Genomic DNA, 22,138 nt, shown 5'->3' with positions numbered 1-22,138 from the left:
AGGCGAATGTCACGCTACGGTGAGAGCGTGATGACACAGCCGCGCTGTCCGCACTGCCGCCATTTCGTCTACCTCGACACCTTGGCGTGCCCCAGCTGCGAGGCGGAGATCGGCTACCACATGCCGAGCCGCGAGTTCTACGGCATCCGCCACGGTCAGGTCGCCATCGACGGGCAGACCTGGTACCCGTGCTCCAATCGGGAGTGGGACTGCAACTGGCTGGTGTGGGAGAACGCGCCCGCGGGCCGCTGCTTCTCCTGCCGGCTCACGCGCCGCCGTCCCGCCGCGGACGACACCGTCGCCCTCGAGAAGCTCGCCAAGACGGAGGAGGCGAAGCGCCGCCTGATCCTGCAGCTGGCGGACCTCGGCCTGCCGATGGTCGGCTGGGACCTCGCACCGGGCGGTCTCGGCTTCGACCTCATCTCGAGCCTCTCCGACGGCAAGCGCGTCACGATCGGCCACGCCAACGGCATCATCACGATCGACCTCGCCGAGAGCCTCGACGATCGGCGCGAGGCGCTGCGCGTGCGGCTGGGGGAGCCGTACCGCACGATGCTCGGGCATCTGCGTCACGAAGTCGGCCACTACTACCAGCGGGTGCTGCTCACCGACGACGCGCTGTGGGGCCAGTGTCGCGAGCTGTTCGGCGACGAGCGGACGAGCTACCGCGAGGCGCTGCAGCGCCACTACAAGCTCGGCGCGCCGCCGGACTGGAACGAGTCGTTCATCTCCGAGTACGCGACGATGCATCCGTGGGAGGACTTCGCCGAGACCTTCGCCCACTACCTGCACATCACGGGCACCCTGCAGACCGCGGCGATGCTCGGCATCCATCTGGATGCGACCGCGACGAATCTGCGCGACACCGACGTCATCCCGCTGGGATCGTACGAGCACGAGCCGATCCAGCGGCTGCTCGCCGACTGGGAGTGGATGTCGCAGGGGTTCAACCGCATCAACCGGTCGATGGGCTTCGGCGACCTCTATCCGTTCACGATCGTCGCGCCGGTGCGGCACAAGCTGGCGTTCGTGCACGACATCGTCACGCGTGCCCCACTCACCGCGGAGGAGCAGTACACCCTCGCGACCGCGGGCGGCCCGGCGCTCGCGACCGCAGGCGCCGAGGAGCGCATCGGCTGACGGCCAACGGCTCCGTCAGGCCAACGACCGACCGAGGCGAGTCGGACAGCGCTTCTCAGCGTTCGTGGCCGTGCGGGTCGTCACTGTGGCCGGTAGCCGCCGGGTCGGCGGCCGGCGCCGCGCCGACGGCATCCGTCACCGCGCCACGCGAGTGCGCGACGCGCCCGCCGACCATCGTGACTTCCGCGTGCTCGCCGAGGAGGCCGTGCGGGTCCTCCTCGTGGGCGTAGAGGTCGCTCGACCACACGACCACGTCGGCGGCCATGCCGGGGCGGAGGGTCCCGAGGCTGTCCTCCGCGTGCCACGCCCGCGCTCCGTGGACCGTGTAGGCCTCCAGCGAGCGGTCGATGCCGACCCGTTCGGCGGGGGTCCAGGCATCCGTCCCGTCGAGCGCCGCCCGGGTCGCGGCGGAGAAGACGCCGACGAGCGGATCCATCTCGCCGACCTGCCAGTCGCTCGAGAACGCGACCGTCGCGCCCGAGTCGAGAAGGCTCTTGAACCGCCACGCCCGGTCCCAGCGCTCCTCGCCGACGTTGTCCATCCAGGTCCCGGCCACGAGATCCGGAGAGCAGTGGCGGGGCTGCATGGCCGCGGTCACGCCCAGCTGACGGAAGCGGACGAGATCGTCGGGATGCAGGCACTCGACGTGGACGACGCCGTGACGCCGGTCCATCGTTGCGTTGACGCGCTGGGCGTTCTCGATGGCGTCCAGGGCGAGACGGATGCCGGCATCCCCCGTGGCATGCGTGTGGGTCTGAAGTCCCAGCCGGTCGAGCTCCGTGATGACGTCGACGAGCTCGCGGCCCGGGTAGCTCGGCCGTCCGCGCCGGCCCGGCCGGTTCGCATAGTCCTCGAGCATGAGCGCCGTGTGGGGCTCGATGACGTCGTCGGCATAGAGCTTGACGGGTCCCACCCGGAGCAGCGGGTCGCGGGCGAACCCGGCGATCGTCTCGCGGAGGCGACGGCGGAAGTCGCCGTCGGCGCCGACCGGATGGAAGAGCGCGGCGATCACGCGGGAGCTCAGCGCTCCCTCGGCCCGTGCCTGCTCGAACAGCGGGAGCTCGGCGAGGGGAACCTGCGGCTCGACGACGGTCGTGATGCCGAGTGCGGTCGCCATGCGCATGCTCGACCGGAGTTTGCGATAGCGACGGGCGGGGGAGTACATCGGGATGTCGCGCTGCAGCTGCGCGAGCCCCGCCTCGGTCATGGCGCTCGTGTAGAAGTCGGTGACCCATCCGGTCGGCTCGCCGGTGAGCTCGTCGCGCTCGGGGCGTCCCCACGCGATGTCGCCGCCGGAGAGGATGCCGAGTGTCTGCAGCGCCGCACGGTTCAGCCACACGGAGTGCTGGTCGTAGGTGGTCACGAAGATCGGGCGGTCGGTGAGTCCCGCCAGGTCAGCGGCATCCGGCCGCCGGTTCTGCACGATCGAGTACACAGCGTTCTCGGCGCAGATCCAGTCCAGGTCGGGACGGCACGCGGCGAACGCGCCGATGCGCCGGCGCACCTCGCCGAGGTCGTGCGCACCCTCCAGGCTCACGGCATCCTCGTCGAATCCGAGCAGGAGGTGGTTGTGGCTGTCGATGACGCCCGGGGTCACAAGGCGACCGCCGGCGTCGATCGTGCGGCGCGCAGCGGGCGCGTCGGCGGCGGAGCCGATGTACACGACGCGGTCGTCCTCGATCCCGACGACCTCGGCCCACGGCTGAGCGGGGTCGAAGGTGCGCACGCGCGCCCGGGTGATGAGCGTGTCGATGGCCGCCATGCCGGTTCGTCCTTCCGTGATTCTTTGACGCTGATGTCAAAAAACACTTCCAGGCTGACACGCTCCTCGGCTAGTGTCAACGGCGTGGGTCGACCGAGGCGGCAGGAGGAGCGGCGTGCCGCGCTCATCGAGGCGACTTACCGCGCCGGCGCCGAGCACGGCCTGCGCACCCTGTCGCTCACCGATGTCGCCGCGTCCGCGGGCCTCACGCGCGGGGCGATCCTGTACTACTACTCCGACCTCGATGCTCTGCTCGTCGAGGCGCACTCGGCGGGCGTCACCCGCTTCTGCGACGAACGGGACGCGCGCATCGCGCTTCTCGACGATCCGCGCGCGCAGCTCGCGGTCGCGATCGACGCCGGCCTTCCGAGCGGTCCCGACGACGCGCTCATGCGGCTGCTCTACGAGTTCGACGTGCTCGCGGGCGGATCGGCGCTGCACGACGAACTGGTGCAGAAGCTCTACGTCCGGCAGCTGGCGACCTACGGGGGCGTGTTCGCCCGAGGCCGCTCAGCGGGCGTCTTCTCGCCCAGGCTGGACGACGAGCAGCTCGCCATGACGATGGTCGCCCTCGAGGACGCGTACGGGCTGCACGTCGTCGGGGGCAATGCCCTCATCACCGTGGATGCCGCCCGCGACGCGATGCGGGCGGTTGCCGCCGACCTCGGCTGCCCGCCCGCCTGAGTCGGGCGGCCGCCGACGCCTCGGCCCGGGCCGGCTCCAGCGCGTCGAGCAGGCGCCGGCGCAGCCCCTGGGCGCGCTCCGAGAATGCGCGCTGGCGGCGCACGTACTCGGCCTTGCCCGCCGCGGTCTCGATCGCGACCGGCTCCGCGCCCCACGCGCGAAGGTCGTACGGCGAGGCCTCCATGTCGAGGCGGCGGATGTCGCTCGCGAGCTCGAACGCATCGAGCAGGAGGTCGCCGGGAACCAGCGGCCCGAGCTTGATCGCCCACTTGTACACATCCATGCCCGCATGCAGGCACCCGGGCTGCTCCATGGCCGCCTGGCGCTCGCGGGTCGGCTGGAGGCGGTTGCGCGGCACGGCCTCGGCGGTGAAGAACCGGAATGCGTCGACGTGCGTGCAGCGCAGGTCGTGTGCATCCACCACCGCGTCGGTGCCCGCCTGCCCGAGCCGCAGCGGAACCTCGTGCCGGTGCTCGTCCTGTCGATACACCATCGCCCATTCATGCAGCCCGAAGCATCCGAAGCCCGCGGGCCGGTGGAGCGTCGACCGCACGATGCGCGCGATCCCCTGGACGAGCAGGGCCTTCTCGGTGAGCAAGCCCGCCGCATCGACCTGCAGCGACCCCTCTTCGCTGCCCGCGACATACCAGCGCCATCCAGCGCGAGGGGCGGCGGCCGCCTCCGCCAGTTCGACGCCCGCGCCCGGGTGCCAGCGGCGGAGTACCGCCGGCTTGTACGAGTAGTAGGTGAAGAGGAAGTCGTCGATCGGATGCCTCTCGCCGCGCGCGGCGCGAGCGCGGTGGCCGGCGGTGAGCGCATCCGCCCGCTGCTCGTGCGCGGCGGCGAGCGCGCGCCACGCGGCGGAATCGAGCCTGCGCCGGGAGGCGGTGTCGCTGTCGATCATCAGGCGGCGTCGTCGACCGGTTCGATGAGGTCCGGGGAGTCGTTGCGGACGTTGCCGACGGCCTTGGACACCACGTGGTTGTCGAGCGTCTCGGCCAGGACGGGAGCGGCGTCGATGGCCGCGTCGAGGATGTCGCCGACGTTCTCGACCGTCGGGTCGAGCCACGCATCGGCGAAGTCGGCGTCGAGGAACAGCGGCATGCGATCGTGGATCGAGCCGAGGTCGCCGACCGAGTCGCGGGTGAGGATTGTGAAGCTCAGCATCCACCTGTTCGGGTCGTCGTCGGCGAGGGCGGGATTGCGCCACCACTCGTAGAGGCCGGCGAAGAAGAGGGGTCCGTCGTCCGCCGGGTGGATGTAGTGCGGGATCTTGCCCGCATCCGTCGCCTTCCACTCGTAGTAGCCCGACGCCGGGACGACCGCACGGCGCTTGACGAGGGCGTTGCGGAACATCGGCTTGTCCTCGACCTCCTCGGCGCGCGCGTTGAACGCCTTGGAGCCGATCGCCGGGTCCTTCGCCCACGCGGGGACGAGTCCCCAGCGGGCAGGCTCCAGGCGTCGCGTGGGCGGCTCGGTCTTGGCCGAGTCGAGCACGATCGCCACCTTCGACGTCGGGGCGACGTTGTACGACGGAGCGGGCAGGTCATCCGCCTCGACGTCGACCCGCAGCACCCCCACGAGCTCGGAGCCCACGTTCGCGACCACGAATCGTCCGCACATGGCGCCAGCCTACGCGCGGGGTCGGACGTCCGTGCCGCCGAGGATGCCGACCTCGGTGAGACGGTCGAGCAGTTCGGCGCCGTCGCCGCCGGTGACCCACGGCACCTCGGCGGCCGAGTGGTCGTCGACGACCGTGCGGCCTCCGGCCAGCACGGCCTCGGCGGGGGAGAGGCGGCGGATGGCGACGCCCACTACGTTGGCGGGGTTCTCGCCGGCGAACGTCGTGTAGATGTCGTCGTCGGCCTGGCCGTCGTCGCCGATGAGCAGCCACCGGATGTGGGGGAACTCCTTCGCCAGGCGCCGCAGGTTGTGGAGCTTGTGCGCCGGGCCGCTGCGGAACCACCGGTCGTGCGTCGGGCCCCAGTCGGTGAGGAGGATGGCGCCTGAGGGGAAGAGGTGCCGCGTGAAGAAGCGCATCAGGGTCGGTGCGATGTTCCACGCGCCGGTGGACAGGTAGACGACCGGCGCTCCGGGGTTCTCGCGCACGATGCGCTCGATCAGCACGGACATGCCCGGAACCGGCTGACGCGCGTGCTCGTCGACGACGAAGGTGTTCCACGCTGCGACGAACGGCCGCGGCAGCGCCGTCACCATGACGGTGTCGTCGACGTCGGAGACGATGCCGAACCGGACATCGGGCCCGACCACGAGACTGCGGGACTCGACCGGCTCGCCACCCTCGACAGCGAGGGTGAACGTGTGCCAGCCGGGCTCGAGCGGCGCCGGCAGCACGACGTCGACGACGCCGCCGCGATCGGCGACGACCTCGTGCGTGACGCCGCCGATCGTCACCTGCACCTGGGCGAAGCCGATCGGCACTGCGGCGAAGCTGCGCCAGCCGCGGACCGACGCCGTGACCTCGCGGCGGCGCCGCGTCGGCACCAGGGGCACGATCATGACCCGGCCGAGGACGCGCACCCAGCCGTCGCCGCCGTAACCGGGGAATGTCATGACGGTGGGGGTGAGGCCCTTCCGCCGCGCACGGCGCTCGCGCCACGCATGGAACCGGTATTCGAGGCGCGCGATCCACAGCACGCGGGCGCGCGTCGGCTCGGCGGTCTCTCGGGACATCCCCTCAGTCTCCCATGCCCGTCTGGGCATTCCCGCCGTGCGGCCGCGTCGACGCGTCGCCGTCATCGGGCTCGAGATGGCGCCGTTCCCGCCGGTGCAGCGCCCACTTCGCCGCGACGACGGCGACGAGAAACAGCGCGATGACGCCGACGAACAGGTACCCGGCGATGTGGAGCTCCTGCGACAGGCTGCGGTAGGTGCCGGCAGCCAGCGCGCTCACCGTCACGTAGAGCGACGCCCAGAGGGCGCACGCGGGTGCCGTCCACGCGAGGAACCGGCGGTACGGGTAGCCGCTCATGCCGACCGCGACGGGTACGACGGAATGCAGCACCGGAAGGAATCGCGAGAGGAAGATCGCCGGCCCGCCGCGGCGCCCGATGTACAGCTCGGCGCGCGCCCACGTGTCCTCCCCGATGCGACGGCCGATCCATGAATGCCGGATGGCGGGGCCGGCCCACCGTCCGAGGCAGAAGCCGATGCTCTCGCCGGCGAGCGAGGCGAGAACGATCGCGACGGCCAGCGTCACGCCTTCGAGAGGCGACCCGACCGCCGTTCCTGCGACGATCACAACGGTGTCGCCCGGCACGACGAGCCCGACGAACAGGCTCGTCTCCAGCAGCATCGCGCCGCCTGCGAGCAGCATCCGCGCGATCGGGTCGACGGACTGAACGGCGTCGAGCAGCCAGGACAGCACGTCGTTCATGGTCCGAGCCTAGAAGGAGCACCTCCGCATCCCCTAGGAGCACCTGCCCCTACCCTGGACGCGTGGAGCTCCAACCCGTGCGCGCGACGTGGCGCGAGCCCGAGCGGCTGTTCGCGGGTGCGGCTGCCCGGCATCCCCACCTCTTCTGGCTGGATGCGGGACCCGCCGCCACGGAGGGCTGGAGCTGGCTCGGCGTGGGGTCGCCCGCCGACGTGGACGACGTGCGTGCCGTCGTGTGCACGGCGTCCGACAAGGCGACGGGCGGCCCGTTCCGCGGCGGCTGGGTGGGGTGGCTCGCCTACGAGGACGGCGCGGCGCGCGCCGGGGCGCCGGTCGCTCCGGGGGACGGCATCCCGTCGCGCTGGATGCGGGCGGAGCGCTACGTCGCCTTCGACCATGCCATGCGATGCACGTGGCTCTTCGCCCCCGATGCGGACGCCTTCGCCCGTGAGCTGGACACATGGGACGCAGAGCCGCCGGTGGGCGGTCCGCAGCCGCGGACGGCGCGAGCCCGGCACACGCCGGGGGAGTACGCGGGGCTCGTCGAGGACTGTCGTGCGGCGATCCGCGAGGGCGACGCCTACCAGCTGTGCCTGACGACACGGTTCGACGTCGACGGCCCGGTCGACGACGTCGGTGCGTATCTCGCGCTGCGCACCGCGACCCCCGCCCACCACGGCGGCTTCGTGCGCATCGCGGACGTGTCGCTCGCGAGCGCGAGTCCGGAGCGGTTCCTCGAGGTCGCCCCGGACCACGAGCGCGGCGGCGCTGTCGTGCGGACCCATCCGATCAAGGGCACGCGGCCGCGCGGGACGGATGCCGCCTCCGACGGGGACCTGCGCACGGAGCTGCTCTCCAGCCCGAAGGAGCGTGCCGAGAACGTGATGATCGTCGATCTCATGCGCAACGACCTCTCTCGCGTCGCGCAGACTGGCACCGTCACGGTCGAGCGGCTGCTGGAGGTCGAATCGTATCCAGCGGTCCACCAGCTCGTCAGCACCGTGGCCGCGCGGCTCGCGCCCGGTGCCACGGTGGGGGAGCTGTGGGATGCCGCGTTCCCCGCCGGCAGCATGACCGGTGCCCCGAAGCTCTCGGCGATGACGATCCTGCACCGTCTCGAGCGCCGGCCTCGCGGTGTCTTCGCGGGCTGCTTCGGATGGGTGGGCGAGGACGGGAGCATGGATGCGGCGATGGTGATCCGCTCGATCGTCGTGCACGCGCGCGGCGCCTACGTCGGAGCGGGCGGCGGGATCACCTGGCTGTCCGTCGCAGCCGAGGAGGTCGCCGAGGTCGGCGTGAAGGCGCGGGCGCCGCTCGCGGCGCTCGGGGCGCAGCTGCCCCCCGGCTGGTGAAGCCACCCGTCCGGTAACCTGGAATGCACGTTTTTTCGCGTGCCACCCCCGTAGGTAAGGATCGGCCCACTCCGTGTCTCAGAACTCCTCGACCACCACCGCAGCCGGTGCATCAGACGCCGCCGGCTTCGACACGCATGCGATGCATGCGAAGTGGCAGGCGCTCTGGGCGGAGAAGGACCCCTTCCGTGCGGGCGGCGACGAGGACACGCGGCCGCGCAAGTACATCCTCGCGATGTTCCCCTACCCCTCGGGCGACCTGCACATGGGGCACGCCGAGAACTACCTCTACTCCGACATCGTCGCGCGCTTCTGGCGCCATCGCGGCTACAACGTCCTGAACCCGATCGGATGGGATTCGTTCGGCCTGCCCGCTGAGAACGCGGCGATCAAGCGCGGGGTCGACCCGCGCGGCTGGACGTACTCCAACATCGACCAGCAGAAGGCGAGCTTCCGCTCCTACGGCGTCTCCTTCGACTGGAGCCGTGTGCTGCACACGAGCGATCCGGAGTACTACCGCTGGAACCAATGGCTGTTCCAGCGCCTGTACGAGCGCGGTCTGGCATACCGCAAGGAGAGCCCGGTCAACTGGTGCCCGAACGACCAGACCGTGCTCGCGAACGAGCAGGTCGTCGACGGGCACTGCGAGCGCTGCGGCGCCGTCGTCATCAAGAAGAAGCTGACGCAGTGGTACTTCCGCATCACGGACTACGCCGACCGGCTGCTCGACGATCTGAACCAGCTCGAGGGCTTCTGGCCGCAGAAGGTCATCCAGATGCAGCGCAACTGGATCGGCCGCTCCGTCGGCGCGGACATCGATTTCGAGATCGAGGGCCGTGCCGAGAAGGTCACGGTCTTCTCGACGCGCCCTGACACCCTGCACGGCGCCACCTTCTTCGTGGTCGCCCCCGACTCCGATCTGGCCTCCGAGCTGGCCGCGGAGGCCGGTGCCGACATCCGCCTGCGCTTCCAGGACTACCTGGAGCGCGTGCAGCGCGAGTCCGAGATCGAGCGCCAGGCGACCGACCGGCCGAAGACGGGCGTGTTCCTGGAGCGGTACGCGATCAACCCGGTCAACGGCGACCGGCTGCCGATCTGGGCCGCCGACTACGTGCTCGCGGACTACGGCCACGGCGCGGTGATGGCCGTGCCGGCTCACGATCAGCGCGACCTCGACTTCGCGCGGGCATTCGATCTGCCGGTGAAGGTCGTGGTCGACACGACCGCGCCCATCACCGGCGCGATCCCGGTCATCGAGCTCGACGAGGACGGCGTTCCCGTCGGGGTCGACCTGGAGGACCTGAATCCCGCGCGCACCGGCATCGCGCTCACGGGCGAGGGCCGCATGATCAACTCCGGACCCCTGGACGGTCTGTCCAAGCGCAACGCCATCGCGCGCGCCATCGAGGAGCTCGAGCGCAGCGGCCGGGGTCGTGCGGCGAAGAACTTCCGCCTGCGGGACTGGCTGATCTCGCGCCAGCGCTTCTGGGGCACCCCCATTCCGATGCTGCATACCGCGGACGGCCGCATCGTGCCCGTTCCCGACGAGCAGCTGCCCGTGTGCCTGCCCGACGCCGAGGGGCTGGACCTGAAGCCGAAGGGCGCGTCGCCGCTCGGCGCCGCCACCGAGTGGGTGCAGGCGACCGATCCCGAGACGGGCGAGCCCGCGCTGCGCGACCCCGACACGATGGACACGTTCGTCGACAGCTCGTGGTATTTCCTGCGCTTCCTGTCGCCGACGGACCCCACCGAGGCGTTCTCCTCGCGGGCCGCCGACACGTGGGCGCCCGTCGACTTCTACATCGGCGGCGTCGAGCATGCGATCCTGCACCTGCTGTACGCGCGCTTCATCACGAAGGCCCTCTACGACATGGGCCTGGTCGACTTCACCGAGCCGTTCTCGAGCCTCATCAACCAGGGCATGGTGATCCTGGGCGGCGCGAAGATGTCCAAGAGCAAGGGCAACCTCGTCGTCTTCCAGGACGAACTGGATGCGCACGGTGCCGACGCCCTGCGCGTGGCCCTCGCCTTCGCCGGTCCCGTGGAGGACGACAAGGACTGGAACGACGTCTCGACGACGGGCGCTCAGAAGTTCCTCTCGCGCGCCCTGCGCGTGGCGCAGGACGTCGCGAGCGATCCCGCTGTCGTGTGGGCCGACGGCGACGCATCCCTGCGTCGCGTCACCCATCGACTGCTGGCGGATGCGCCGGGCCTCGTCGAGCAGACGAAGTTCAACGTCGTGGTCGCCCGCCTGATGGAGCTCGTCAACGCCACGCGCAAGGCGATCGACTCCGGTGCCGGCGCGGCCGACCCCGCCGTGCGCGAGGCGGCCGAGGTGACCGCGATGATCCTCGACCTGTTCGCCCCGCACACCGCCGAGGAGATGTGGGAGATGCTCGGCTACAAGCCCTTCGTCGGTCTCGTCCCGTGGCGCAGCGCCGATCAGACCCTGCTCATCGAGGAGTCGGTGACCGCTGTCGTGCAGGTGGACGGCAAGGTCCGGGCGACGCTGGACGTCCCGGCGCGCGTCGACGAGAAGGAGCTCGAGCGGCTGGCACGTGAGGACCAGCGCGTGGTGCGCGCCCTCGGCGATCGCGAGATCGTCCGGGCCGTCGTCCGCGCGCCGAAGGTCGTCAGCTTCAGCACGAAGTAGCCTCCTCCACAGGGGGCCTGCCGCGGGCCACGTGCACGCGCTCCTCCGCTTGCGGGGGGAGCGCAGGAGCGCGCTCCTAGCGTGGGGCGGGTGACCACCGAGGAACCGGCCCGTGCGCGGAGGCGCCTCGGCGTGGGCGCCGCCATCGTCGTGGCTCTCGTCGCCCTCGCCGTCACTGTGGGCATCGGCATCCTGCGCGGTGCGACGGCGCCGGTCGACGACATCCCGCTCGCCGTCTCGACGACGGGGGCTGTCGTCACCGGTTCGAAGCTCTTCGTGCATGTGTCCGGCGCCGTCCGGTCTCCCGGCCTGTACCGGCTCGACGACGGCGCGCGTGTCGTGGACGCGATCGCGGCAGCAGGCGGATTCGCCGACGGCGCGGCTCAGGATGCGGTGAACCTCGCGCGCCCCCTGACCGACGGCGAGCAGTTGATCGTGCCGATGGCCGGTGCACAGGCGGCGTCGACGACGGCGGCCGCGGCCCCCGGCGACGGCCGCGTGAACCTCAACACGGCGGACGCCGCCGCTCTCGACGCCCTGCCGCGGATCGGTCCGGCGATGGCCGCGCGGATCGTCGCCTGGCGAGAGCAGAACGGTCGGTTCACGAGCGTCGACGACCTCCTGGCCGTCCCGGGGATCGGCGACAAGATGCTCGAGAGCCTGCGCGAGCTCGTGACGGTGTGACATGCGCGATCTGAGGCTCCTGCCGGTGGCGGCGGTCGTGTGGGGCGCGGCGATCGTGGCAGTCCTCCAGCCCGACCGCGCCGGAGTGTTCGCGTGGGCTGCCGGAGCCGCATCGGCGGCGGCCATCATCGGCGCCGCGCTCACGCTGCGCCGCACCGCCCGGATCACGGTGCTCTCGCTGGCCGCCGTGTCCCTCGCTCTCGCCGCGGCGGTGTGCGGACAGGTGGCGCTCGCCCAGCCGGCGCGGGCGGCGGCGTCCGCACTCGGAATCGACGGGGGACGCGCGATCGACGTGCACGCGATCGTCGTCGGCAAGGTCGAGCGTGATGCGACCGGCACTCTTCGCCTCGACGCGCTGGCGAGCCGGATCGACCGGGGGCGCGAGCGGCACGGCGTCGACGTCCCGGTGTCGATCGCCGTGGCGCCCGAGGACGTGTCCGGCGAGCGGCTGGACGTCGGCTCCACGGTCGTCGCCTCCGGTACGGCGTTCCGCGCGGACCTCGGGGAGCGCGCCGTGCTCGTTGTGCGCGCCTCGCGCGGGATCCGCGTCGAGCGCGGCCCCACCGGCCTTCTGGCTGTGGCATCCGATCTCCGACATGGCCTGGTCGCCTCCGCAGAGGGTCTTCCGCAGCCCGGCGCCGGCCTCGTGCCGGGCCTTGCGGTCGGCGACACGTCGGCCGTCGACCCTGAGCTCGTGGCAGCGATGAAGGTCACGTCGCTCACGCACCTGACCGCCGTCTCGGGCGCGAACTGCGCGCTCGTCGTCGGCATCGCCTTCGGGGTGGCCGCGCTGTGCGGTGCGCGTCGCGGCATCCGGGCAGCGGCCGGACTGGGGGTTCTGGGCCTGTTCGTCGGCATCGTCACGCCCGAGCCGAGCGTCGTGCGCGCGGCGATCATGGCTGCGATCGCGATGATGGGCGTCCTCCTCGGGCGGACGGGCGCCGGCGTCTCGCTCCTGAGCGCGGCGGTCGTCGTCGCGCTGGTGGGCGATCCGACGCTTGCACTCTCACTCGGGTTCGCGTTGTCGGCCGGCGCCACCGCCGCTCTCCTCGTGCTTGCTCGTCCGCTCGCCGCGGGTCTGTCGAGATGGATGCCGCGTGCCCTCGCCCTCGCGCTCTCCGTCCCGCTGTCGGCCGAGCTCGTCTGCGGTCCGCTGCTCATGACGATCAACCCCGCGATCCCGCTGTACGGAATCGTCGCGAACCTCCTCGCCGATGCGGCCGCGGGGCCGGCGACGATCCTGGGACTGGCCGCCTGTCTCGCAGCGCCGTTGCCGCTCCTTCAGTCCGGACTCACGGCGCTCGCGTGGATCCCCGCCGCCTGGATCGCCGGCACCGCCGAGACGACGGCGTCCCTGCCCGCGCACCTCGTGCCCTGGCTGACGGGGATCGTGGGCGTCGCCTCATTCGGCGCGGTCGCGGTCGCGGTGGCGCTTGTGGTCATCCGTCCGTCCCGGCTGCGCCGTGCGATCGCGCCCGCGGCCGGCATCCTGGCGATCGCCGTGGGCGTCGTCGCAGGCACCGGCTTCTCGTCGGCGGCGACGGCACGGATCGGACTGCCCTCCGCCTGGGCCATCGGGGCGTGCGACGTCGGGCAGGGTGACGGGCTTCTCGTCCGCTCCGACGGGCGAACCGCACTGATCGACACAGGACCCGAGCCTGCCCCGGTCGAGGCCTGCCTGCGCAGGCTCGGTCTCGATCGCGTCGACCTCCTCGTGCTGACCCACTACGACAAGGACCATGCCGGCGGGTACGAGGCGCTCCTCGGCCGCGTCGGCACCGTCCTGCACGGACCTGTCGGAAAGCCGTCCGACCAGCGCGTGCTCGACCGTCTCCAACGGACGGGCGCGAGACTCGTCGATGCGCACACCGGGATGTCGGGGAGTCTGGGTGACGCGACGTGGACGGTGCTCTGGCCGCAGCCGCGCAGCCGCGCCTTTCCGCCGGGCAACGAGTCGTGCATCGTGCTGGACGTCCGCGGCGGAGAGGTGCCTCCGTCGCTCTTCCTGTGCGACACGGATGCCGCGGTTCAGCGAGCGCTCCTGCGCTCCGGCGCCCTGCGACCGCCGTACGCGGTCGTCAAGGTCGCGCACCACGGCAGTGCCGATCAGGAGCCTCGCCTCTACGCCGCGCTGCACGCATCGCTCGCGCTCATCTCGGTGGGCCTCGGGAACGACTACGGTCATCCGCGTGCACCGACGCTGGCGTTCCTCATGGCGCTGGGCGCGCGCATCCATCGCACCGATCGGGAGGGGATGCTGCTCGTCACGGCCGTCGGCGCGGGGGTCCAAGTGTGGCACGAGCGCGCTCCGCCATCGGGTGGGGCGCCGAGCCCGACGCCTTCGCACGGCGGGAGGCGTGTCGGCGGCGCCGGATAGGCTGAAGCCATGGCCCCGGCACCCCGACGCACCCCCGCGGCGAAGCCGGGCACGCGCTCGACCGCGGCGAAGGCGACCATTCCGCAGCTCTCGTGGCGCAGTCCTCAGCCGGCGCCCATCGTGCTCGTGTCGGGGCCTGAAGAGGTCTGCGCCGAACGGGCCATCGCGTCCATCCGCGATTACCTCCGTGCCGAGGACGAGAGCCTGGAGATCTCGGACCTGCGCGCCGACGATTACACGTCCGGATCGCTTCTCGGGGTGTCCGCGCCATCGCTGTTCGGAGAGCCTCGACTCGTTCGCGTCTCCGGCGGCGAGAAGATGTCCGACGCGTTCCTCACCGAGGCCCTCGCGTACATCCAGGCGCCGCAGGACGGGGCGACGGTCATCCTCCGTCACAACGGGGCGAGTGTCCGCGGCAAGAAGCTCCTCGACGCGATCCGCGCGGGCACCGGTGGCGGTGTCGAGGTGGCCTGCCCGGCGATCAAGCGCGACTCCGACCGGTTCGACTTCGCCTCCGCCGAGTTCGCGTCGGTGAGGCGACGCATCGCGCCCGCGGCGCTGCGCACTCTCGTCTCCGCCTTCACCGACGACCTCACCGAACTCGCGGCCGCGTGCCAGCAGCTCATCTCGGACGTTCCGGGGGACATCTCCGCCGAGATCGTCGAGCGCTACTACGGCGGACGCGTGGAGACGTCGGCGTTCACCGTTGCCGACACCGCCATCGCGGGCCGCTACGGCGACGCCCTGGTCGCTCTGCGTCAGGCTCTCGACTCAGGGGTGGATCCGGTGCCGCTTGTGGCCGCCATCGCCATGAAGCTGCGGACGATGGCTCGGGTCGCAGGCAGCCGTGAGCCGGCAGGCACCCTTGCGACCCGGCTCGGCATGAAGGACTGGCAGGTGAACAACGCCCGCCGCGACCTCAGCGGTTGGAATGAGCGGAGCCTCGGCCTCGCCATCATGGCGACGGCGCAGGCGGATGCCGATGTCAAGGGGGCGTCCCGTGACCCTGTCTACGCGCTCGAGCGGCTGATCACGATCATCGCGACTCGCGCGCCGTACGGCGGCTGAGCCCGGCCGCCCGGCGGGCATCAACCCGAGCCCTCGAAACGCCGAAGGCCCGCCCCACGTGGGGACGGGCCTTCCGAAAAGGTGGGGCAGCTCAGAGAGCGGCGACCTGCTTCGCGATCGCCGACTTGCGGTTCGCGGCCTGGTTCGGGTGGATGACGCCCTTGCTCACGGCCTTGTCGAGCTTCTTCGACGCCTTGCTGAGCGCCTTCTGAGCGGCGGCCTTGTCACCGGCGCTGACGGCCTCGCGGGTGCGACGCACCTCGGTCTTCAGCTCGCTCTTGACGGCCTTGTTGCGCTCGCGCGCCTTCTCATTGGTCTTGTTGCGCTTGATCTGCGACTTGATGTTCGCCACGTGGACGCTCTTTCGTTCGAAAATGGATCGGTCGTTTGCCGGCGGACACGAGAGGGGCGCCGCGCGGCGGTCGTGAGGGTTGGGACCCCACACGCAAGCCAAGAATCGAGTCTACCAGGTCGGTCCGAGCAACACGTGCGCGGGCATCCGGATGTGGGGCGGCGCATCCCGGATGGGACTGAGTCGCAGAATCGGTGGCACGGGGTGCACAATCTTCAGGTACCACCGACGACGACGTCCGAGGAGTTCCATGCACGCGCACCCGACCGCATCCGTCCCGAAGGGCCTGCGATGGTCTGTCGCGACCGCCGCGTTCCAGATCGAGGGCTCACGCGCCGCCGACGGACGCGGCAGATCCATCTGGGACGACGCGGTCGACACGCCCGGTGCGATCAAGGATGGGTCGACGGCCGACCCCAGTGCCGACAGCTATCGCCGCTCGGCCGACGACGTGGCTCTCCTGCGAGGTCTCGGTGTGGACCGCTACCGGTTCGGGATCTCGTGGGTGCGCGTCCAGCCCGACGGCGTCGGACCGGCGAACGACGCGGGTCTGGACTACTACTCGCGTCTCGTGGACTCTCTGCTCGGGGCCGGGGTGACGCCGTTCCCGACGCTGTATCACTGGGATCTGCCGTCGGCCCTCGAGGAGCGGGGCGGGTGGCTCGCGCGTGACACGGCGTCGCGCTTCGCCGACTACGCGTCTCTCGTCGCCGACCGGCTGGGCGACCGCGTCCACGACTGGTACACGATCAACGAGCCCGCGATGACGACGCTCCAGGGCTACGGCATCGGGTCTCTCGCACCCCTGAAGCAGCTGCTCTTCGGTGCGCTGCCCACCGTGCATCACCAGCTGCTCGCGCACGCGCTCGCCGTGCAGGACCTGCACGCGCGCGGCGACCACCGCGTCGGCATCGTCAACAACCACACTCTGGTGCGTCCCCTGCGGGACGACGACGAGGATGCGATGTCCGCCGCTGCATACGATCTGCTCCACAATCGGGTCTTCGCCGATCCGCTCCTCACCGGCGCCTATCCGGATCTGGCGGCGTTCGGGCTGCCCCCGATGCCCGTCCACGACGGCGACATGGAGCTCATCTCCGCTCCGCAGGACTTCTACGGCGTGAACTTCTACAACCCGACGACCGTCACGGCCGCGGAAGGCGGGAGCCCGCTGCCGTTCGAACTCGTGCCCACGCCGGACGCCCCGTACACGGGGTTCGGACCCGAATGGCCGATCGTGCCCGAGGCGCTCACCGCGCTCCTGGTCGGGATGCGCGAGCGGTACGGCGAGCACCTTCCGCCGATCGTCATCAGCGAGAACGGCGCATCCTTCCCCGAGCCGGCACGAGCCGAGCGCATCGAGGACGGGGAGCGGATCGGCTACCTCGCCGGCCACATCTCCGCGATCGCCGACGCGATGTCAGCGGGAGTGGATGTGGAGGAGTACACGGTGTGGTCGCTCCTGGACAACTTCGAGTGGCTCGACGGATACACGCAGCGCTTCGGCCTCGTGCACGTCGACTTCGACAGCGGGGAGCGCACGCCGAAGGCGTCGTACGACTGGTACCGCGCCCTCATCGCGGAGTCCCGCGCATGATCGCCCGCGTCGGTGCGCGATGGATGACGCTGTTCACCCTGGCATGGCTCGTCATCTGGACAGTTCAGCTGACTCCCGTTCAGCTGCTGCTCCCGCTGCAGCTGAACACCACAGGAAGCGACTGGATCTGGGGGGTCGTGGCATCCGGGCTCGTCCTCGGGATCGGCGGTCTCGCCGGAATCGTCGCCGGACCGCTCGCCGGGGCCCTGTCCGACCGAACGCGCGGCCGCGCGGGTCGTCGGCGCCCCTGGGCGCTCGGGGGCATCTGGCTCACGGCGCTGTGCCTCGTCGCCACCGGCTTCACGAGCGGCCCCTGGGCCGTCGGCGCGGCGTGGGTCGGGGTGTCGGTGGGCGTCGCGGTCGCCTCCGCGGCCTTCACCGCTCTGATCGCCGACCAGCTGCCGCCCTCGCAGCGGGGTGCGGCCTCCGCTGCCGTCGGGTCCAGTCAGGCCGTCGGCATCGTGCTCGGGGTCGGACTCGTCGTGCTGCTCGGGCTCGGTGTGCTCGCCGGCTACCTCCTGCTCGCCGTCCTCATCGCGGTCGGCGGCACGGCAGCTGCGCTGCTGCTGCCGGATCCGCCGGCCGCGGCATCCGATTTCCCGCCCCACGTCGACTCAGCCTCGCGTCGGCGCGGCAGACTCGCCTCGCTGCGGGATCGGGACTTCGCGTGGATGCTGGGTGGACGCCTCGTGACCAATATCGGCAACGCCCTCGGGACGGCCCTCTTCCTGTTCTTCCTGCTCCACGGGCTCAACCAGAAGGAGGCCGAGGCGCAGGACAACCTGCTGCTGCTCATCGTCGTCTACACGGTGTTCGTCGTGATCGCCTCGGTGGGAACGGGCATCGCGTCCGACCGCACCGGCCGCCGCCGCAGGCTCACGGTGATCAGCGCCGTCGTGCAGGCCGCCTCCGGCGCGGTGATCGCCATCTCGCCGACGTTCACGGTGACTCTCATCGCCGCCGCCCTCATGGGGCTCGGGTACGGCGGCTTCTCGACGGTCGGCCTCGCGTTCGCCACCGATCTGCTGCCCGACGAGCAGGATCACGCCCGCGACCTCGGCATCGTCAACGTGACCGCGGCGCTCGGTCAGCTCATCGGACCGATGATCGGTGCGGCCCTGGTCGCCCTCGTCGGCGGATTCTGGCTGGTCTTCGTCGCGGCGTGCGTGCTGTCGCTCGTCGGGGCGGCGATGACGTGGGCTGCGCGCGAGCGCGTCAGGGGACCCGAGCCGGCTGCTGCGCCTCGATCGTCGTGAGGGCCACCGCGAGCAGGGCGTTGAACACGCGAGGGCGCATCACCGTCACGAGGTGACTCGTGCGCGGCACGACGATGAGCTCGGCGTCGGGCTTCAGCGCCAGGAACTGCCGTTCGTTGACGCGCAGCTGGTCGAACTGGCCGTTGATGAACCAGGTGGGCACCTGGATGCGGGGGAGTGCGGCTGCGAGGTCGAGCGCCTCGAGGCTCGCCAGCGCGAGATGCTGGGCATCGTAGGCGTAACCGCCTGCCGAGACGTCACCGCGGGTCGCCTCGGGCAGGGTCAGCTCCAGGACGCGCGCGGCGAGCCAGTCGCCGCGATCGGGCAGCGAGTCGAACGCGCGGATGAACAGGCGATACGTCGCGAGTGCGTTGTGGCGTGGGATCGCCGTGCAGGACGCCCCGATGAGCCCGGCGATGGGCGGCGGAGTCTCCTGACCGGCGTACTCCACCGTCAGGAGCCCGCCCATCGAGTGGCCGACGAGGAGCACCGGGCCCCTCTCGGCCGCCGCCCGGACCGCCTCGTCGATGGTGCCCAGCGCATGGTCGAGAGTGAAGTCCTCCGCCATCCGGCCGCCATGGCCAGGCAGATCGAGGGTGGTGAACGGGTTGCCCCGCGCGGTCAGGAACTCCTCCTGCGCCCGCCACATCGTCGCGGACGTGCGGATGCCGTGGACGAGCACGACCTGGACCACCACATATCCAGGTTATGCCCGCCTCGGCGCCGGAGGCCGGTGCGGTGCCTATCCGTGGTGCGGAAGGCCTCCGGCACCCGCGGGATGCCGGAGGCCTTCGCCCTATCGCGCCGCCGTCAGCTCAGCGGCTTCCACGGCTGCTTCTTGAGGGATGCGCCGGGCACGTCCCCCTGCGTCCACCACTGGGCGACATAGCTCACGCCGTTGTATTCGACGACGTCGCCCGTGTGGAAGATGCGCGTGGGAGTCCACTCGACGGAGCCGTCCGGCGCGGTGGCGAGCTCGGCCCACACGACCTTCTTGGATGCGCCGGGCACGTCGCCCTTCGTGTAGAACTGCGCCTGCCAGATGGATCCGCCGTAGGTGACGAGGTCGCCCGTGGTGTAGGCCACGTTCGACTGCCATGCGGCGGGTGCGGGGAGGTCGAGCCCCACCACGACCGGGTCGTGATCCGACGCGGCGAAGGGGTCGCCGCCGTCGAACAGCAGCGTCGCGTTGTAGTTGTAGCGGCTGTAGTTGTAGGCGACGGCCTCCTGCGCGTTGATCTGCCACACATCGGCACCCGTGACCATCTTCAGGGCCTCGGCGTTGGCGAGCACGTGGTCGAGCGAGCCCTCGAGCCCGTTGTACGAGTACGTCTGCTCGCTCGGGTCGAAGGTGCTGCCGAGGTCGGTGTAGCCGCCCGCGTAGAGCGCCTCCAGCGGGTCCTCGTGCGTGTAGGCGTTCAGGTCTCCGAGCAGGAAGATGCGCTGCGTGCCGAGGCCCGCCGCGACCTGGTTCGCGAAGGCCATCGTGTCCTTCGCCTCCTGGACACGCGTCGCGTTGTATCCGCCCTGGTCGACGGCAGGCGAGGAGGTGTTCTCCTCGTCTCCCGGGTAGAGCGGCGTGCCCGTGCCCTTCGACTTCCAGTGGTTCGCGACCGCGACGAAGGCGTCGGCATCCGTCGTATTCGCCCGCTTGAAGCCCTGTGCCAGCGGCTCGCGCGCGATCGAGAAGGACTGACCGGGGCCGGATGCGCTGGTGAGCACCACCGAGGAGCCCACCGGGGTGACGGCGCCCGGCTTGTAGATGAACGCGGTGCGGATGACGTCCTGGTCGGCGAGCGCCGGCAGCTGGTCCGCCGAAGGCGACGGCACGTAGGCCCACACCTTCGCGCCGACCGCGGTGTTCAGTGCGTCGACGAGGCCGGCGAGGGCGGTGTCGCGCAGCTCGCCGAACCTGACCGAGTTCTCGATCTCCTCGAGCGAGACGATGCTGGCACCCAGGCGATTGATCCCCGTGACGATCTTCTGCTGCTGGCGCGCGAAGCTCGCATCGTTCGCCGCTCCGCGGGGGCCGGCCTGACCATCGGTCGTGGTGCAGGTGTTGACCGCGATGCGGTTGCCCTGACGGTCCGTGTAGTACGTGCACGAACCGAGCCCGCTCGCGACGAACTTCTCACCCGTCATCGGGAAGTAGTTCTCGACGTTGAAGGTCGCCATCCGTACGCCGCCACCGGTGCTGGCCGGCTGCTGGTTGGCCGCGCGGCGGTCGCTGAAGGTGGCGACGGCGGCGCCGTCATCCGTCACCGGCGTCGTGGGCTGGAAATTCCACAGGCTGTTCCGATAGTCGAGCACCACGGGCGCGTGGAACGTGACGGATGCGCCGACGCTCACCGTGTTCCCCGCGGTGAGCCACGGCAGCGGGATGCCGGTGTTGGACGACGAACTGAAGTTGGTGCTCGCGCCGTCGTCGAGCGTGATCGTGCGCGCGGAGTTGTCGGCCGCCGTGGCCATCGCCTCGGCCGAGCCGGCGGTGCCGGCATCCGTCGGCTGCCGAAGGGGGGTGTCACCTGCGGCCAGCGTGAAGGAGCCGTACCAGTTCGCGTCGTAGTTGTCGGTGACGGTGAAGGTCCCCTGCGGGGCCATGAGCTCGCCCTCGTGCGCCTCCTTCTGCGCGTCCGTCGTGAGGTCCGTCCACGCGAGCGTGTCGGGCGCGACCGCGGGCAGCGCGGCCGGGAGCTTCGTCACCGTCGGCGAGGTGATCTCGGTCTCGCCCTTGAACTCGGCGACCGTGCCCGTGACGGAGACGCTGTCGCCGACGCTCACCTGGCCGGCCGAGATGGAGCCGAAGACGAACACCGCGTCCGACTTGCCGGGCGTCGCATCGTCCGCCGGCGCGCCGCCGGCGCCGCCTGTCTCGAGGAAGAAGCCGTTGAATCCGCCGGTCCGGTAGTCGGCGGTCACCACGCCTGTCGTGGTGACCTTCTGACCGACGTACGGAGAGGTGTCGGTCGAGCCCTGGATGTCGGCGATGGCCAGCGTCGGGGGAGTGTCGCCGCCGGGGGGAGTCGTGTCGCCGCCTGCAGCCTGCGGGGTCGGTGCGGCGACCGTGAAGTCGGCGGCGTTGTTGTCGGTGTCGAGGCCCGTCGCCGAGCGCTGGTAGCTGAGGACGACCGAGTTGCCCGAGGCCGCGGTGCCCTCGGGGGAGTTGCTCGTGCCCCAGCCGATCTTGTCGATCACGCTCGCGGCGCTCGGGAGGACGCCGGTCGTGCTCGAGGCGATGAAGAGGGTGCCTCCACTCCCGCCCGGGTTGATGCTCGTGCCCGTGTCGAGGTCCGGCGTCGGCAGCGCCGCCCCGTTGGCGCCGTTGCTCGGGAGCTGGATCAGGAAATGCCCGTGCGCCGGAACCGTGCCGCTCAGCGCGTACACCTGGGATCCGGCGGGCGTGACCGTGCTCGTGGCGGCGCGGTACTGGAGCGTGTCGCCGGAGAGGCCGATCGGCGCGGACGTCGGGTTGTACAGCTCCACGAACTTGTTGAGGTACGACGCGCCCGCCGACCCGCCGTTGACATAGGCCTCGCTGATGACGAGGCCCGATCCGGCAGTGTTCGCGAACGCCGGTGCCGAGAGCCCGGCACTGAGCAGACAGGCCGCGGTGGCCGCCGCTGCAGCGACGGCGAGGCGTCGATTCTTGGTCAAGGGCATCGGAAGCCCACCTCCATGGATGATGGATCGGAAGAGAGGAGCCGCGGGTGACACGACTCCGGACCCACCCTGCCCCTGGCCGCAGACAAAGAAAAGGATTTGCTGGGAAATTCCGATGAATTCTCCGCAGCCGGCTGCGCCGCGCGATCGCTGCCG

At 70.9% G+C, this 22,138-nt stretch carries 17 protein-coding genes; 9 read left to right on the top strand and 8 right to left on the bottom strand.

Translation table 11 applies throughout. The features are described from left to right. Positions 1-30: 30 nt before the first annotated feature. The gene (locus tag AC0NZN_RS01995) at positions 31-1,140 is read left to right on the top strand and encodes a zinc-binding metallopeptidase family protein (protein ID WP_474590747.1); all 1,110 of its coding nucleotides are present in this window, start codon (positions 31-33) and stop codon (positions 1,138-1,140) included. Between the two features lie 55 nt (positions 1,141-1,195). Here AC0NZN_RS01995 and AC0NZN_RS01990 read toward each other — a convergent pair whose 3' ends face one another. Then, a complete protein-coding gene (locus AC0NZN_RS01990; protein ID WP_474590586.1) occupies positions 1,196-2,902 on the bottom strand; it encodes an amidohydrolase in 1,707 nt (568 codons plus the stop codon). 84 nt (positions 2,903-2,986) lie between these two features. Between AC0NZN_RS01990 and AC0NZN_RS01985 the strand changes: the two genes are divergently transcribed. Next, the gene (locus AC0NZN_RS01985; protein ID WP_474590585.1) at positions 2,987-3,586 is read left to right on the top strand and encodes a TetR/AcrR family transcriptional regulator; all 600 of its coding nucleotides are present in this window, start codon (positions 2,987-2,989) and stop codon (positions 3,584-3,586) included. Here the strand turns inward: AC0NZN_RS01985 and AC0NZN_RS01980 are convergent. From AC0NZN_RS01980 to AC0NZN_RS01965, 4 genes are read right to left on the bottom strand one after another with little or no spacing between them, the layout of a single operon-like run. Continuing rightward, the gene (locus AC0NZN_RS01980; RefSeq protein ID WP_474590584.1) at positions 3,519-4,490 is read right to left on the bottom strand and encodes a 3-methyladenine DNA glycosylase; all 972 of its coding nucleotides are present in this window, start codon (positions 4,488-4,490) and stop codon (positions 3,519-3,521) included. The genes AC0NZN_RS01985 and AC0NZN_RS01980 overlap by 68 nt on opposite strands. Beyond that, positions 4,490-5,209, bottom strand: coding sequence for an SOS response-associated peptidase (locus AC0NZN_RS01975; RefSeq protein ID WP_474590583.1), 720 nt, complete (start codon positions 5,207-5,209; stop codon positions 4,490-4,492). Before AC0NZN_RS01975 ends, AC0NZN_RS01980 begins: the two co-directional genes overlap by 1 nt. A 9-nt stretch (positions 5,210-5,218) precedes the next feature. Further along, entirely contained in the window at positions 5,219-6,280 is a 1,062-nt protein-coding gene (locus AC0NZN_RS01970) for an App1 family protein (RefSeq protein ID WP_474590582.1), read from the bottom strand. Between the two features lie 4 nt (positions 6,281-6,284). After that, the gene (locus AC0NZN_RS01965) at positions 6,285-6,983 is read right to left on the bottom strand and encodes a DedA family protein (RefSeq protein ID WP_474590581.1); all 699 of its coding nucleotides are present in this window, start codon (positions 6,981-6,983) and stop codon (positions 6,285-6,287) included. Positions 6,984-7,045: 62 nt separating this feature from the next. Here AC0NZN_RS01965 and AC0NZN_RS01960 point away from each other — a divergent pair, with 62 nt between their 5' ends. The 5 genes from AC0NZN_RS01960 (at position 7,046) to holA (ending at position 15,117) form a co-directional block, all read left to right on the top strand. Further along, complete coding sequence (locus AC0NZN_RS01960) at positions 7,046-8,335, top strand: anthranilate synthase component I family protein (RefSeq protein ID WP_474590580.1); 1,290 nt, start codon at positions 7,046-7,048, stop codon at positions 8,333-8,335. Between the two features lie 142 nt (positions 8,336-8,477). Continuing rightward, entirely contained in the window at positions 8,478-10,988 is a 2,511-nt protein-coding gene (gene leuS / locus AC0NZN_RS01955; protein ID WP_474590746.1) for a leucine--tRNA ligase, read from the top strand. A gap of 90 nt (positions 10,989-11,078) precedes the next feature. Beyond that, a complete protein-coding gene (locus AC0NZN_RS01950; RefSeq protein ID WP_474590579.1) occupies positions 11,079-11,672 on the top strand; it encodes a ComEA family DNA-binding protein in 594 nt (197 codons plus the stop codon). Between the two features lies 1 nt (position 11,673). Next, positions 11,674-14,049 (top strand): ComEC/Rec2 family competence protein, encoded by a 2,376-nt coding sequence (locus AC0NZN_RS01945; RefSeq protein ID WP_474590578.1) that lies wholly within the window; start codon positions 11,674-11,676, stop codon positions 14,047-14,049. A gap of 9 nt (positions 14,050-14,058) precedes the next feature. Beyond that, complete coding sequence (holA, locus tag AC0NZN_RS01940; RefSeq protein WP_474590577.1) at positions 14,059-15,117, top strand: DNA polymerase III subunit delta; 1,059 nt, start codon at positions 14,059-14,061, stop codon at positions 15,115-15,117. A gap of 91 nt (positions 15,118-15,208) precedes the next feature. Here holA and rpsT read toward each other — a convergent pair whose 3' ends face one another. Continuing rightward, positions 15,209-15,469 carry a 30S ribosomal protein S20 gene (rpsT, locus tag AC0NZN_RS01935; RefSeq protein WP_474590576.1) on the bottom strand — a complete coding sequence of 87 codons (261 nt, stop codon included), beginning with the start codon at positions 15,467-15,469 and terminating at the stop codon, positions 15,209-15,211. 250 nt (positions 15,470-15,719) lie between these two features. Between rpsT and AC0NZN_RS01930 the strand changes: the two genes are divergently transcribed. Continuing rightward, positions 15,720-17,066 (top strand): GH1 family beta-glucosidase, encoded by a 1,347-nt coding sequence (locus AC0NZN_RS01930; protein ID WP_474590575.1) that lies wholly within the window; start codon positions 15,720-15,722, stop codon positions 17,064-17,066. Next, the gene (locus AC0NZN_RS01925) at positions 17,063-18,322 is read left to right on the top strand and encodes an MFS transporter (protein WP_474590574.1); all 1,260 of its coding nucleotides are present in this window, start codon (positions 17,063-17,065) and stop codon (positions 18,320-18,322) included. Before AC0NZN_RS01930 ends, AC0NZN_RS01925 begins: the two co-directional genes overlap by 4 nt. On the opposite strand, the gene AC0NZN_RS01920 is transcribed toward AC0NZN_RS01925, so the two are convergent. Together AC0NZN_RS01920 and AC0NZN_RS01915 are read right to left on the bottom strand one after the other, a co-directional pair. Then, complete coding sequence (locus AC0NZN_RS01920; RefSeq protein WP_474590573.1) at positions 18,282-19,019, bottom strand: alpha/beta fold hydrolase; 738 nt, start codon at positions 19,017-19,019, stop codon at positions 18,282-18,284. The genes AC0NZN_RS01925 and AC0NZN_RS01920 overlap by 41 nt on opposite strands. Before the next feature lie 113 nt (positions 19,020-19,132). After that, positions 19,133-21,982 carry an ExeM/NucH family extracellular endonuclease gene (locus tag AC0NZN_RS01915; RefSeq protein WP_474590572.1) on the bottom strand — a complete coding sequence of 950 codons (2,850 nt, stop codon included), beginning with the start codon at positions 21,980-21,982 and terminating at the stop codon, positions 19,133-19,135. Between the last annotated feature and the right edge of the window lie 156 nt (positions 21,983-22,138).

The sequence above is a fragment of the Microbacterium sp. sgz311019 genome, from assembly GCF_056135325.1.
Note: the sequence above shows the minus strand (reverse complement) of the source record. Positions and strands in the feature narration are given on the sequence as shown.